Here is a 12,022-nt window from a genome sequence, read left to right as displayed (position 1 = left end):
GGCCCCGTACAGGGGCCCGGCCGCTGGCGCGTACCCGGCCCCAGGCCCCTGTCCTGCGGCTTTCCCCCGATGTCAGTCGTTCATGGGACGCTCGTACACATGAGTCCACAGGATCAGCACGGCAGCAGGGGGTACTCCGTCCCCACCGGGCGTCCGTACGCCCTCAAGGAGCTGCAGGCGAGCCTGGGCAGCCTCGGGGACCACCTGGGCGAGCTCTACGACGGCGCCCACCCCGCCGAGTACGACACCATCGCCGACGCGCTGTACGTGGCCTTCCGGACGGCCACCGGACTGGCCCCCGCGAAGAGCTACACCGGCTGCCCCGAGCACCCCAACGGCGCCCTCGACCCCGAAGCGCCCGAAGGCTGGGGCCGCTGCCTCATCTGCAACGACCGCCGACGCCTCGGACAGCGCCGGCACGGCGGCCCGGCGGCCGCCCCCTCCGGAGAGCAGCGGCGCCTGGGCTACCCCGTACCGGGCGGCCCGTACACGCTCCAGCTGCTGCGCACATACGTGCGCGCCGTCGAGGACCAGCGGTTCCACCTGGGCCTGTCCTCACCCGCGGAGGACTTCGTCCGCATCGCCGACGACCTGCACCGCGCCTTCATCGTCGCCCGCGAACTCTCCCGGCCGCGCAACGCCTCGGGATGCTCCGAACACCCCGGCGCACCGATCGACCCCGACGCTCCTCCCGGCGAGGCCTGTATCTTCTGCGCCGGACGCAAGAGACGCGCGCAGCGCTCCCCGCACACCCCGGAGATGCTCCCGCGCATCCGCCGGGGCGAGCGCAGGCAGCTGCAGCGCCGGTTCGAGCGTCCGCCGGGCTGAAACCGACGGGACCGCAGATCACCCACCCTGCGGGCCCCGACCTCCGGCCATCCCTCGCAGTCCGGCCATGGCGAACACGACCGTCGTTAAGGTGAACCACATGAGCTCTCCCGCCCGCTTCGACCGCGGCCACACCGACGACCTGATGACCTTCCTGACGGCCAGTCCGTCGCCGTACCACGCCGTGGCCAACGCGGCGGAGCGGCTGGAGAAGGCGGGCTTCAGGCAGTTGTCGGAGACGGACGCCTGGGATGCGGGCACCGGAGGCAAGTTCGTGCTCCGCGGCGGTGCGCTCATCGCCTGGTTCGTCCCCGAAGGCGCGGCCGCACACACCCCGTTCCGGATCGTCGGCGCGCACACCGACTCCCCGAACCTGCGGGTCAAGCCGCTGCCGGACACGGGCTCCCAGGGCTGGCGGCAGATCGCCGTCGAGATCTACGGCGGCACCCTGCTCAACACCTGGCTGGACCGCGACCTGGGCCTGGCCGGCCGGCTGACCCTGCGCGACGGCACCGAGCGCCTGGTGAACGTGGACCGCGCACTGCTGCGCGTACCCCAACTCGCCGTGCACCTGGACCGGTCGGTGAACAGTGACGGCCTCAAGCTCGACAAGCAGCGGCACATGCAGCCGATCTGGGGTCTGGGCGATGTGCAGGAGGGCGACCTGATCTCCTTCCTGGAGGAGGAAGAGGACCTGGAGCAGGGGTCGGTGGCCGGCTGGGACCTGATGGTCCACTCCATCGAGCCGCCCTCCTACCTCGGCCGCGACCGCGAGCTGGTGGCCGGCCCGCGCATGGACAACCTGCTGTCGGTGCACGCGGGCATCGCGGCGCTGGCCGCGGTCTCCACCTCCGACAAGCTCGACCACATCCCGGTGCTGGCCGCCTTCGACCACGAGGAGAACGGCTCGCAGTCCGACACGGGCGCGGACGGCCCCCTGCTGGGCAACGTGCTGGAACGTTCGGTCTTCGCCCGCGGCGGCTCGTACGAGGACCGTGCGCGGGCCTTCGCGGGCACCATCTGCCTGTCCTCGGACACCGGGCACGCCGTGCACCCCAACTACGGTGAGCGGCACGACCCGACGCACCACCCGCGCGCCAACGGCGGACCGATCCTGAAGGTCAACGTCAACCAGCGGTACGCCACCGACGGCAGCGGGCGCGCGGTGTTCGCCGCCGCGTGCGAGCGGGCCGGTATCCCGTGGCAGACCTTCGTCTCCAACAACTCGATGCCGTGCGGCACCACGATCGGCCCGATCACCGCCGCCCGCCACGGCATTCAGACGGTGGACATCGGCGTCGCGATCCTCTCGATGCACAGCGCCCGCGAACTGTGCGGCGCGGACGACCCGTTCCTGCTCGCGAACGCCCTGGTGGCCTTCCTGGAGGGCTAGGCCGTCTCTTTCGGATCTTGCCCGGCCCCAGGAAGGCCACTGCCGGCTACCCCTCGGCGTCCATCCCCGCGAGGACGAGGGGCAGCCGGGAGGCGCCGTCGGCGGCGACGCGGACCGGGACGCCCCAATCCTGCTGGTGGACGTGGCAGGCCGGGTACTCGTTGGCCGGGTCGTCGTCGCAGGACGCCGCCATCGCCGAGACGTGCAGGACGCCCTCGGTGACGTCCGGGTTCAGCGCCAGCTCCCGGAACAGGTCCGTCCCGGCACCCTCGCCGCCCGCCAGCAGCTCGGGCGGGGTCGAGGAGACGAGCAGCCGGGTGGAGGGCCCGTAGCGGGTGTCGAGCTTCTGCCCGCCCGGCGCCTGGAAGACCACGTCGAGGCGGAGCGTGCCGGGCGCCACCTCGGTGGCGGCCCGCTGAGTACGGTGGGCGACCGCGTCCACGCGGACCGCCTCCTCCGGGAGGCGCAGCCGGGTCAGCCGGTGCCGGGCCGACTCGACGACCACGATGTCCTCGCCGACCAGCACGGCGTCGCTGGGCTCGCGCAGATCGGTCGCCAGCGTCGAGACCTGGCCGGTGGCCGGGTCGTAGCGGCGCAGCGCGTGGTTGTACGTGTCGCACACCGCGACCGAGCCGTCGGGCAGGGCCGTCACGCCGAGCGGGTGCTGGAGCAGCGCCTGGGCCGCGTCGCCGTCGCGGTGACCGAAGTCGAACAGCCCGGTGCCGACGGCAGACTTGATGACGTACCCCTCGCGGCCGTCACCCGCCGCCTCCACGTACCGCAGGGCGCTGGTCTCGGAGTCGGCGATCCACAGCCGGTCCCCGGCGGCCGCGAGCCCTGAGGGCTGGGCGAACCAGGCCTCGGCGGCCGGCCCGTCGAGCAGCCCCTCGTTGGTGGTACCGGCCGCGACCTCGACCGTCCCGGCCTCCGGGTCCCAGGTCCACAGCTGGTGCACACCGGCCATGGCGATCCAGACCCTGCCCTGCCACCACGCCACGTCCCACGGAGAGGACAGGTCCACCTCCAGCGCCGGCCCGGAGGTCGGCGACCCCTGCCACCACTGCCGGCCGGTCCCGGCGACGGTCTCCACGAGCCCGGTGGCCGGGTCGTAGGTGCGCAGCGCGTGGTTGACGGTGTCGGCGACGACGACCCTGCCGTCGGGCAGCAGCGTGAGACCCTGCGGCTCGCTGAAGCTGTCCCCGGCGAAGCCGCGGTCGCCGCTGCCGACGCGGCGTACGACGCTCTCGCCGTCGGCGGCCAGCTCCACGAGCTGGTGCCGGGTGGAGTCGGAGACCAGCAGGTTCCCGGACGGCAGCAGCAGCGCCTTCCCGGGGAACCGCAGGGCGCCGGCCACCGGCTCGGGCGCCACGTACGGCCCGTCGCCGCGCCGCAGCGTGCCCTTGGCCTCGTGCTCGGCCTCCAGCTCCTCGACCAGCCGGGCGATGGCGTGCGCGTGCCCCTCACCGGCGTGCTGGGCGACGATGTACCCCTCGGGGTCGATCACGACGAGCGTGGGCCAGGCGCGTACGGCGTACTGCTTCCAGGTCGCCAGCTCGGGATCGTCCAGCACGGGGTGGTGCACCTGGTACCGCTCGACGGCATCGACGACGGCGGCGTGCTCGGCCTCGTGCACGAACTTCGGCGAGTGCACACCGATGATCACGACGGTGTCGCGGTGCTTCTCCTCCAGCTCGCGCAGCTCGTCGAGGACGTGCAGACAGTTGATGCAGCAAAACGTCCAAAAATCGAGGATCAATGTGCGACCTCGGAAGTCGGCGAGCTTCAGATCCTTGCCGCCGGTGTTGATCCAGCCGCCCTTGCCGATCAGCTCGGGGGCACGGACACGGGCACGGCGGCGGGGCGCGGGCGCGGGGGCGGGCGCCGGGGCAGCATCGTTCATCCTTCAAGCTTGCCATCCCCGGACATGTGTACCCGCAGGGGTGACGACGGGCGGCGCGACCCCGTGGGAGCCTGGTTCCAGGAAGCAAGGGAGGCGTCCGGAATGACCACTGCGCACGACTACAGCGAAGGCGTCGATCCCGAGCGCGCGCTGAAGTACGCCATCCAGCACCACAGCGGGGACCGCACCGAGATCGTCGAAGGGGTCATCAGCAACGTGACGCCGAGCTGGGACCATGAGCGGGCCGCCAGACTCGTACGGCGCCAGATCGAGGACCGGGTGGAGGCGCTGGGCTGTGTCGAGGGATCGGGCAATCTGGACCTGCCCCGGTCGTCGAACTGGTACGTGCCCGACATCGCCGTGGTGCCCGATCACCTCGCTCGCGGCGGCGCGGCGCTGTTGCCCGATCAGACCCTGCTGATCGTCGAGGTGACTTCGAAGTCCAACGCCGAGACCGACCGTGTCGTCAAGCGCAAGCGGTACGCCGAGTACGGCGCGCCGCTGTACCTCCTCGTCGACCGGATGGAGAAGGCCGTGACGGTGTTCGCCGAGCCCGGTCCGCTCGGGTACACCAAGGTGGACGGGCCCCATCCCTTCGGAACGGCCGTGCGGCTGCCGGAACCGTTCGGGATCGATCTCGATACCAGCGGCCTGTAGGTGCCCGGCCCGGTAGCGTGCCGGGGGTGACAGTCAGCACGCCGCCCAGCGGGCGGATATTCGATGCCGTGAACGCCACCGCCGTGCGGAGCACCGACGGGTTGCGCGAACTCTACGAACAGCCCGGCGAGATGGCGCGCCGCAAGGCCGTGGACCGGATCCACGAGGCCGCGCGGGTGGTCATCGGGCGGTCGTCGCTGGTGTTCGTGGCCAGTGCCGGGGCCGACGGGACCTGCGATGTGACGCCCCGCGGCGGGCCGCCGGGATTCGTGGCCGTGCTGGACGAGTTCACCCTCGCGCTGCCCGACGCCACCGGCAACAAGCGGCTCGACACCGCCCACAACATCGTGGAGACGGGCCGGGCTGGGCTGATCTTCGTCATTCCCGGGCGGGCCACCACCCTGCGGGTGAACGGGCGGGCCTGCGTGTCCGCCGATCCGAGGCTGCTGGAGCAGCTGACCGCCGTCGGCAAGCCGCCGCGGAGCGCGATCGTGGTGGAGGTCGAGGAGGCCTACCAGCACTGCCCGAAGGCGTTTCTGCGCGGCAACGCGTGGAAGCCCGAGCAGTGGCTCGCCGAGGACGCCGTCCCGAGCTCCGCCGAGGTCACCCTCTCCCATCTGGATCTCCCCGGCCTGACCATCGAGGAGATCCGGCAGCAGGAGCGCGAGTCCCTGCTGCACCGCTACGAATAGGCGAAGAGGGCGCTCAGCCGGGGCAGTCGGGCCGCCATCTCGTCGGTGTCGTCGAAGTCGAAGGCCCAGGACGGATCCAGGGCCGGGTAGCTGATCGTGAAGGAGTCCGCGGGCAGCTCGCGGCCGGTGCCGGCCTCGTAGGCGGTCCAGGCGATCGAGAGGGCGGTCTCGTCCCACAGTTCCAGGCCCTCGGCCGCGGCCTCGGTCACCGCCGGGTGCGCGGCCAGGGAGTCGGGGTCGGTCAGGGCCGTCTCGAAGGCCTCCTGGCCCTGGGTGAGGAGCCAGCCGCGGAAGTAGTCGAAGCCGTCGTCCGAGCAGCCGCCGTTGATCACATAGGCAGCGGCCCAGAGCGGCGCCCGGTAGGACTCCGCCAGCAGGTCCCACAGCACCTGCTGGGCCGCCGCTATCTCCGACTCCGGCCGGCCCGCGAGGAGTTCGGCCGCGCGCGCGGACACCTCCTCCGGTTCCGCGTCCGCGCGGGCCGTCTCGATCAGCTTCCAGAACGTCTGCTTGTCCATGGGGAAAGCCTGGCAGCCGGGTCTGACATCAGGCGGTGGTGCTGAGGAAGGTGTGGAGGGATCTTGTGAGCGCCGTGACGAAGGCGTCCTGCACCGGCGCCGGGACGAGGTCCAGGGACAGGTACGGGTTCAGGTCCTCCAGCTCGACGAGGAGCAGTTCGCCGGAGGGCGCCCGGCAGGCGTCGACCCGCTGGATGCCGTGGTCGAGGGTGTTCCAGTCGACGAAGGAGCGGGCGAAGGCCAGGTCCGCCCCGGTCGGGGAGTAGAGCTCCAGCTCCCAGCGGCGGGCCGGATCGGGGGCGTACAGCGCGTACTGGAAGGCGTCGTCGACGAAGTAGAAGGACACTTCGTACGTGAAGTCGATGCGCGGCTGGATCAGCACGGCCCCGGCCGGGCCGTCCGGTGTCGCGGTGAAGGTGAGGCCGATGGAGTCGGCGCCCTGCTTCGGCTTGACGGCGTAGGCGGGGACCTGCGGCAGCTCCGCGAGGCGTGCCGGGTCGTCGATCGTCGGGATGACCGGGTGGCCGGAGGCCGTCAGGTCGAGCAGGTACTGCTTGCCCGCCATGTCGCCGCGGCCGGTGAGCGGGTTGTAGACGCGGGTCCCGGCGGCGAGGGCGGCCGCGCGGAAGGAATCGTAGGCCTGCTGGTAGTGGAGGACCGGACCGCTGTTGCGGACGATCACCGCGTCGAAGCCCAGGGGCAGCATGGCCTCCGCGTCCGCGGGATGGCACAGGGCCAGGTCGAATGCGGCGCGCAGCCGGGACGTGAGGAATATGTCCTCGTCGCAGTAGCGGCGGCCGCGTGCGGGGTACGCCAGGTCGGTCACGTAGAGCAGGGGCATGAGGGCAACCTATCGCGGGCACTGATCAGCGCATGAAATACCTCGTACGGGACAAAATGCTGGCCATCGGGGACGACTACTGGATCGAGGACGAGGACGGCCGGCAGGCCTTCCTCGTCGACGGGAAGGCGCTGCGCTTCCGGGACACGCTGGAACTGAAGGATCCGGACGGGCAGATCCTGATCACCCTGCGGGAGAAGCTGTTCGCCCTGCGGGACGCGATGACCCTGGAGCGGGACGAGCGGCGGCTCGCCGTGATCCGCCGCAAGCGGCTCTCGCTGCTCCGCAACCACTTCCGCGTGACCCTCGCCGAGGGCACCGAGCTCGATGTGAGCGGGCGGATCCCGGAGCGCGAGTTCAAGGTCGAGTACGACGGTGAGCTGCTGGCGCTGATCTCGCGGCAGTGGTACCGGGTCCGCGAGACGTACGCCGTGGACGTGGTCCGGGAGGACGCGGACGCGGCGCTGCTGATCGCGGTCGCGGTGTGCGTGATCCGGATGGCGGAGAAGGAGCGGGAGGGCGGGGTCAGTCCCGGTCCCGATGGTGTTCCCGGGCCGTGAGCTGACCCTGGACGTAGGGGTCGGTGTCTGGTGTGTACGGACCTCCGTGGTCGAAGAGCAGGTCGCTGATGCGCTGCCACTCCGCGGCCTCGGCGCGGACGGACGCGTCGGCGGACTCCAGGTCGCGGGCGTACTCCAGCACCGCCTCCAGGGCGGACTGCGCCTCGTGGTGGGCCAGGCCGGTGGCCCGGTCGCGGACCTTCTCCCGGGCCGCGATCTCCGAGGCGGCGGGCTCGTGCGGTTCCAGGGCGGCTTCCAGCACGGCCTCGGCGTCATCCGTCACGGCGTACCCGCCTTCTCCTCGTGGACCCGGCGGCCGGCGCCGCCCGTCCCCCGTCTGCCCGGGGATCCCGGCGCCAACCGGGGGCCCGCGGTCCCTGGAAGCGCGCGCGGCATCCCGCCGGAACCGCCGGGATCCCGGGATCACCGGTTCGCCGGGACCCCGTCAGCGGCCCAGGCGGCGGTCCTTCAGCGCCGGGAACTGGGAGCGGGTGTCGGCGACCTTGGCCGGGTCCAGGTCCACGGTGAGGACCTCCTCCCCGGGGCCGGCCTCCGCCAGGACCTCGCCCCACGGGTCCACCACCAGGCTGTGCCCGGCCTGCTCCACGCCCGCGTGGGTGCCGGCGAGCCCGCACGCCAGGACGTAGGACTGGTCCTCCACGGCGCGTGCCCGGCTCAGCAGGGTCCAGTGCGAGCGCCGGCGGGCGGGCCAGCCCGCCGCGACGACCATCGTGGTGGCCCCGGCGTCGACCAGGCCGCGGAACAGCTCCGGGAAGCGCAGGTCGTAGCAGGTGGCGATGCCGAGGGTCTGCTCCGGCAGGGCCACCGTGGTCAGGGAGTCGCCGGCCGACATGAGCACCGCCTCACCCTGGTCGAAGCCGAAGCGGTGGATCTTCCGGTAGGTGGCGGCCAGCTCGCCCGCCGGGGAGAGGACGAGGGCGGTGTTGTAGAGGGAGCCGTCGCCCGCCCGCTCCACGACCGAGCCCGCGTGCAGCCAGACGCCGGCGTCGCGCGCCGCCTTGGACATGGCTTCGTAGGTCGGGCCGTCCAGCGGTTCGGCCTCGGTCTCGAACTGTTCGTAGGCGAACGCGCCGACCGGCCACAGCTCCGGCAGGACCACGAGATCGGAGCCCGCCTGCTCCCGTACGAGCTCGGCCACGCGAACACGTCGGGAAGACACCGACTCGCCCTCGTTCACTGCGATTTGGATCAGCGAGGCGCGCACACTACCACCGTCCTGGCGTTCAAGCCGTCAACTCGGGCCTACGATCGTCACACGAAAGCACTGCCGGGGTGCTCACCGGCAGCGTAGTTTTGGAAACTGAGTCCACTGCTTCCGAAACGCGCCATTGAACAGCACCGCGAGGGGTCCCGTTGACCGTCCAGCCGCATCCCGCCCTCCAGCCCTATGCCGACGCGTGGACACACTCCATCGAGGCGATATCCGAGTTGGTCCTCCCGTTGCCGGAGGGCGAGTGGAACCGGGCCACGCCGTGTCCGGGCTGGTCGGTCCGTGATGTCGTTTCACACATCATCGGCATCGAGTGCGAGCAGCTCGGGGACCCGCGGCCGATCCACACCGTGGCGCGGGACCTGCGGCACGTGGTGGACGAGTTCAGCCGGTACATGGAGGTGCAGGTCGACGTACGGCGTCACCACACGGCGCCGGAGATGACCTCGGAGCTGGAGTACACCGTGATCCGGCGCTCCCGGCAGCTGCGGAACGAGAAGCGGGATCCGGCCACGATGGTGCGCGGGCCGCTCGGTGACCAGGTGACGCTGGAGCAGGCGCTGCGGCTGCGGGCGTTCGACGTGTGGATCCACGAGCAGGACCTGCGGGCGGCACTGGGGGTACCGGGGAACTGGGACTCACCGGGCGCGTACGTGGCCCGGGACCTGCTGTTGGCCGGGCTGCCGAAGGTGGTGGCCAAGCGGGCGGCCGCGCCGGCGAACTCGGCGGTGGTGATCGACGTGCACGGCCGCCTGGAGTTCATGCGGACGGTACGGGTGGACGCGGAAGGCCGCGGCACCGTGGACAAGTCGCCGTCGCTGGGTCCTGCGGTGACCCTGACCATGGACTGGGAGACCTACGTCCGCCTGGCGGCGGGCCGGGTGCGGGCGCACACCGTCGCCGACCGGGTGAAGGTGGAGGGCGACGTGGAGCTGGCGGACGCCATCCTCACGCAGTTCTCCGTGACCCCGTGACCCCGTAGGGCCCCGGGGTGCGTTCACCGGTCGTTGCCGGGGCCCGGGCCGAGGACCGGCGGAACGGCCCCGGCGCCGGGCCCGGCCCGGGGGTCGTTCTGCGGTCGGCCGGCGGGTCCACCCCCATCAGGCCAGGGCGCGGCCGGGTTCCGTCGGGACAGGGCCGGGGGGCGCGGCGGGGCCCGGGATCGCGGCGCGTTCGCGTTCTCGGTCTCGGTCGCGTTCGCGGGCCAGGGCGAGCGGGCGCAGGCGCAGGATGCTGAGGACGCCCACCGCCTCCAGCACGAAGACCGTCGAGAAGGCGATGCGGTAGTTGTCGCCGGTGGCGTCGAGCAGCATGCCGACCGTCAGCAGCGTGGTCATGGACGCGATGAAGCCGCCCATGTTCGTGATGCCGGAGGCGGTGCCCTGGCGCTCGGCCGGGTTGGCCGGGCGGGCGAAGTCGAAGCCGATCATCGACGCCGGTCCGCAGCCGCCGAGCACAAGGCACAGGGCGATCAGCAGCCCCATCGGCGCCCGGTCGCCCGGGTGCACGAGGACCGCCGCCCACAGCAGGGCGGTGAGGGCGACCGTCCCCAGGGCGAGCGGGATCCGCGCGGTCCGGTGGCGGCCGACGATCTGGCCGTAGACCAGCCCGAGCGCCATGTTCGAGGCGACGACCAGCGTCAGCAGGCCGCCCGCGGTGGTCCGCGACAATCCCTGCGCCTCGACCAGGAAGGGCATTCCCCACAGCAGCAGGAACACCATCGCGGGGAACTGCGTGGTGAAGTGCACCCACAGGCCGAGCCGGGTGCCGGGTTCGGCCCAGGACTCGCGGATCTGCCGCCGCACGAAACCCCCCGGGGCTCCCGCGGCCCCCGAACCCCCGGCGGCGCGCGGCGCGGGACCGTACCCCTCCGGGTGGTCCCGCAGGAACAGCACCAGCGGCACCAGGACCACCAGCCCCGCCACCGCGCTGCCCGCGAACGCTGCCGTCCAGCCGACCCCGTGCAGGACCGGGGCGAGGACGAGGGTGGAGACGAGGTTGCCCGCCATGCCCACCAGCCCGGCCAACTGCGCCATCAGCGGCCCGCGCCGGGCCGGGAACCACCGGGTGCCCAGCCGCAGCACCGAGATGAAGGTCATCGCGTCGCCGCAGCCCAGCAGCGCCCGCGCCGCGAGCGCCATCCCGTAGGAGGGCGACAGCGCGAAGCCGAGCTGGCCGACGGTGAAGAGCACCGCACCCAGGGTCAGCACCTTCTTGGTGCCGAGCCGGTCGACCATCAGGCCCACCGGGATCTGCATGCCCGCGTAGACGAGCAGCTGGAGGAGGGAGAAGGTGGCCAGCGCCGAGGCGTTGACGTGGAAGCGGTCCGCGGCGTCCAGGCCGGCCACGCCCAGACTGGTACGGAAGATCACCGCCACGAAGTAGACGGCGACGCCGATACCCCACACGGCGACGGCTTTCCGGCCGCCGGGCGGGTCCTCGGGCAGGTCGGTCCCGAGCGGGGAGGCGTTCACCGGCCCGTTCACCGGCCCGTTCGCCGGCCGGTTCACCGGCCCGGCCCCCGCACCAGGGCCTCGACCCGGCCGATGTGCCCGCGCACCGCCGCGGCCGCCGTGTCCGCGTCCCCGGCGCGCAGCGCGTCCAGGATCTCGGCGTGCTCGACGAGCGTGCGGTCAAGCCGTTCGGGGTGGGCGTGCAGGAGGGCCACGCCCATCCGCAGCTGCCGGTCGCGGAGTTGGTCGTAGAGCCGGCACAGGATCTGGTTCCCGGCGCTGCGCACGATCTCGGCGTGGAAGCCGCGGTCGGCGGCCATCATCGCGCCGAGGTCGCCCGCGTCGGCGTGCCGACGCTGTTCGTCGAGCAGGACGGCGAGCCGGTCCAGCAGGCCCGGTGGCGCCGGCACGGCTCTGCGTACGGTGAACTCCTCGACCAGCATCCGGGTTTCGAGCACGTCGGCGATCTCCTGCGCGGAGACCTGGAGGACCAGCGCGCCCTTCTTCGGGTACAGCTTGAGCAGCCCCTCGGTCTCCAGCCGCAGCAGCGCCTCGCGGACGGGCGTACGGGAGACTCCGACGGCCGCGGCCAGTTCGCCCTCGGTCAGGAGGGTGCCGCCTTCGTAGCGGCGGTCGAGCACCCCCTGTTTGACGTGCTGGTAGACGCGGTCGGCGGCGGTTACGGCAGTGGCGGGGGCGGGCATGCGCACAGGATAGATACAACAGAGGTGCAAGCCGTGCCCGGTCCAGGATGCGGACCGCGGGCCCGTGGCGGCCCAGGGATACGGGGCTCAGGCCCCGTCGGCGACCGCCATCACCTCCACGTCCAGCACGAACTCGTCGTACGGGGCCTCGTGCGGGTAGGGCGGCCGGACCTGCGCGAAGCGGATCCGGACCCGGCCCCCGCCCGGGGGCCGGGCCCGGATCACGTAGATCCGCTCCACCGGGG

The 12,022-nt window shown here is 72.2% G+C and carries 13 protein-coding genes; 6 read left to right on the top strand and 7 right to left on the bottom strand.

Annotated elements, in window-relative coordinates:
* Positions 1-99: 99 nt before the first annotated feature.
* Both ACWGIU_RS15135 and ACWGIU_RS15130 read left to right on the top strand, forming a co-directional pair.
* Positions 100-828, top strand: coding sequence for a hypothetical protein (locus ACWGIU_RS15135; RefSeq protein WP_453705924.1), 729 nt, complete (start codon positions 100-102; stop codon positions 826-828).
* Between the two features lie 100 nt (positions 829-928).
* The gene (locus tag ACWGIU_RS15130) at positions 929-2,221 is read left to right on the top strand and encodes a M18 family aminopeptidase (RefSeq protein ID WP_453705922.1); all 1,293 of its coding nucleotides are present in this window, start codon (positions 929-931) and stop codon (positions 2,219-2,221) included.
* Positions 2,222-2,267: 46 nt separating this feature from the next.
* Here ACWGIU_RS15130 and ACWGIU_RS15125 read toward each other — a convergent pair whose 3' ends face one another.
* On the bottom strand, positions 2,268-4,121 hold the full coding sequence (locus ACWGIU_RS15125) for an NHL domain-containing thioredoxin family protein (protein ID WP_453705920.1): 1,854 nt from the start codon (positions 4,119-4,121) through the stop codon (positions 2,268-2,270).
* A gap of 102 nt (positions 4,122-4,223) precedes the next feature.
* Between ACWGIU_RS15125 and ACWGIU_RS15120 the strand changes: the two genes are divergently transcribed.
* Together ACWGIU_RS15120 and ACWGIU_RS15115 are read left to right on the top strand one after the other, a co-directional pair.
* Complete coding sequence (locus ACWGIU_RS15120) at positions 4,224-4,778, top strand: Uma2 family endonuclease (RefSeq protein ID WP_453705919.1); 555 nt, start codon at positions 4,224-4,226, stop codon at positions 4,776-4,778.
* 26 nt (positions 4,779-4,804) lie between these two features.
* Positions 4,805-5,470 (top strand): MSMEG_1061 family FMN-dependent PPOX-type flavoprotein, encoded by a 666-nt coding sequence (locus ACWGIU_RS15115; protein ID WP_453705917.1) that lies wholly within the window; start codon positions 4,805-4,807, stop codon positions 5,468-5,470.
* On the opposite strand, the gene ACWGIU_RS15110 is transcribed toward ACWGIU_RS15115, so the two are convergent.
* Together ACWGIU_RS15110 and ACWGIU_RS15105 are read right to left on the bottom strand one after the other, a co-directional pair.
* The gene (locus tag ACWGIU_RS15110; protein ID WP_453705915.1) at positions 5,461-5,988 is read right to left on the bottom strand and encodes a DUF4240 domain-containing protein; all 528 of its coding nucleotides are present in this window, start codon (positions 5,986-5,988) and stop codon (positions 5,461-5,463) included. The genes ACWGIU_RS15115 and ACWGIU_RS15110 overlap by 10 nt on opposite strands.
* A gap of 28 nt (positions 5,989-6,016) precedes the next feature.
* Entirely contained in the window at positions 6,017-6,829 is an 813-nt protein-coding gene (locus ACWGIU_RS15105; protein ID WP_453705913.1) for a hypothetical protein, read from the bottom strand.
* Positions 6,830-6,861: 32 nt separating this feature from the next.
* On the opposite strand from ACWGIU_RS15105, the gene ACWGIU_RS15100 reads away from it, so the two are divergent.
* Positions 6,862-7,389, top strand: a complete 528-nt coding sequence (locus ACWGIU_RS15100; protein ID WP_453705911.1) for an LURP-one-related/scramblase family protein — start codon at positions 6,862-6,864, stop codon at positions 7,387-7,389.
* On the opposite strand, the gene ACWGIU_RS15095 is transcribed toward ACWGIU_RS15100, so the two are convergent.
* Both ACWGIU_RS15095 and ACWGIU_RS15090 read right to left on the bottom strand, forming a co-directional pair.
* Entirely contained in the window at positions 7,355-7,672 is a 318-nt protein-coding gene (locus ACWGIU_RS15095; RefSeq protein ID WP_453705909.1) for a hypothetical protein, read from the bottom strand. The two genes, ACWGIU_RS15100 and ACWGIU_RS15095, sit on opposite strands and share 35 nt — an antisense overlap.
* A gap of 162 nt (positions 7,673-7,834) precedes the next feature.
* Positions 7,835-8,614, bottom strand: coding sequence for a carbon-nitrogen family hydrolase (locus ACWGIU_RS15090; RefSeq protein WP_389804119.1), 780 nt, complete (start codon positions 8,612-8,614; stop codon positions 7,835-7,837).
* A gap of 149 nt (positions 8,615-8,763) precedes the next feature.
* On the opposite strand from ACWGIU_RS15090, the gene ACWGIU_RS15085 reads away from it, so the two are divergent.
* Complete coding sequence (locus ACWGIU_RS15085) at positions 8,764-9,594, top strand: maleylpyruvate isomerase family mycothiol-dependent enzyme (RefSeq protein ID WP_453705906.1); 831 nt, start codon at positions 8,764-8,766, stop codon at positions 9,592-9,594.
* Between the two features lie 126 nt (positions 9,595-9,720).
* Here the strand turns inward: ACWGIU_RS15085 and ACWGIU_RS15080 are convergent, their stop codons facing one another.
* Positions 9,721-11,106, bottom strand: a complete 1,386-nt coding sequence (locus tag ACWGIU_RS15080) for an MFS transporter (protein WP_453705904.1) — start codon at positions 11,104-11,106, stop codon at positions 9,721-9,723.
* Between the two features lie 20 nt (positions 11,107-11,126).
* Positions 11,127-11,777: a GntR family transcriptional regulator gene (locus ACWGIU_RS15075; protein ID WP_453705902.1), complete on the bottom strand. Its 651-nt coding sequence runs from the start codon at positions 11,775-11,777 to the stop codon at positions 11,127-11,129.
* Positions 11,778-12,022: the final 245 nt, after the last annotated feature.

This window comes from Streptomyces sp. NPDC054840 (assembly GCF_053611065.1).
Note: the sequence above shows the minus strand (reverse complement) of the source record. Positions and strands in the feature narration are given on the sequence as shown.

Bases quoted from the DNA above. Each gene is read 5' to 3' on its own strand.
- ACWGIU_RS15135 (WP_453705924.1), top strand. From the start codon at position 100: ATGAGTCCACAGGATCAGCACGGCAGCAGGGGGTACTCCGTCCCCACC.
- ACWGIU_RS15130 (WP_453705922.1), top strand. From the start codon at position 929: ATGAGCTCTCCCGCCCGCTTCGACCGCGGCCACACCGACGACCTGATG.
- ACWGIU_RS15125 (WP_453705920.1), bottom strand. From the start codon at position 4,121: ATGAACGATGCTGCCCCGGCGCCCGCCCCCGCGCCCGCGCCCCGCCGC.
- ACWGIU_RS15120 (WP_453705919.1), top strand. From the start codon at position 4,224: ATGACCACTGCGCACGACTACAGCGAAGGCGTCGATCCCGAGCGCGCG.
- ACWGIU_RS15110 (WP_453705915.1), bottom strand. From the start codon at position 5,988: ATGGACAAGCAGACGTTCTGGAAGCTGATCGAGACGGCCCGCGCGGAC.
- ACWGIU_RS15105 (WP_453705913.1), bottom strand. From the start codon at position 6,829: ATGCCCCTGCTCTACGTGACCGACCTGGCGTACCCCGCACGCGGCCGC.
- ACWGIU_RS15100 (WP_453705911.1), top strand. From the start codon at position 6,862: ATGAAATACCTCGTACGGGACAAAATGCTGGCCATCGGGGACGACTAC.
- ACWGIU_RS15075 (WP_453705902.1), bottom strand. From the start codon at position 11,777: ATGCCCGCCCCCGCCACTGCCGTAACCGCCGCCGACCGCGTCTACCAG.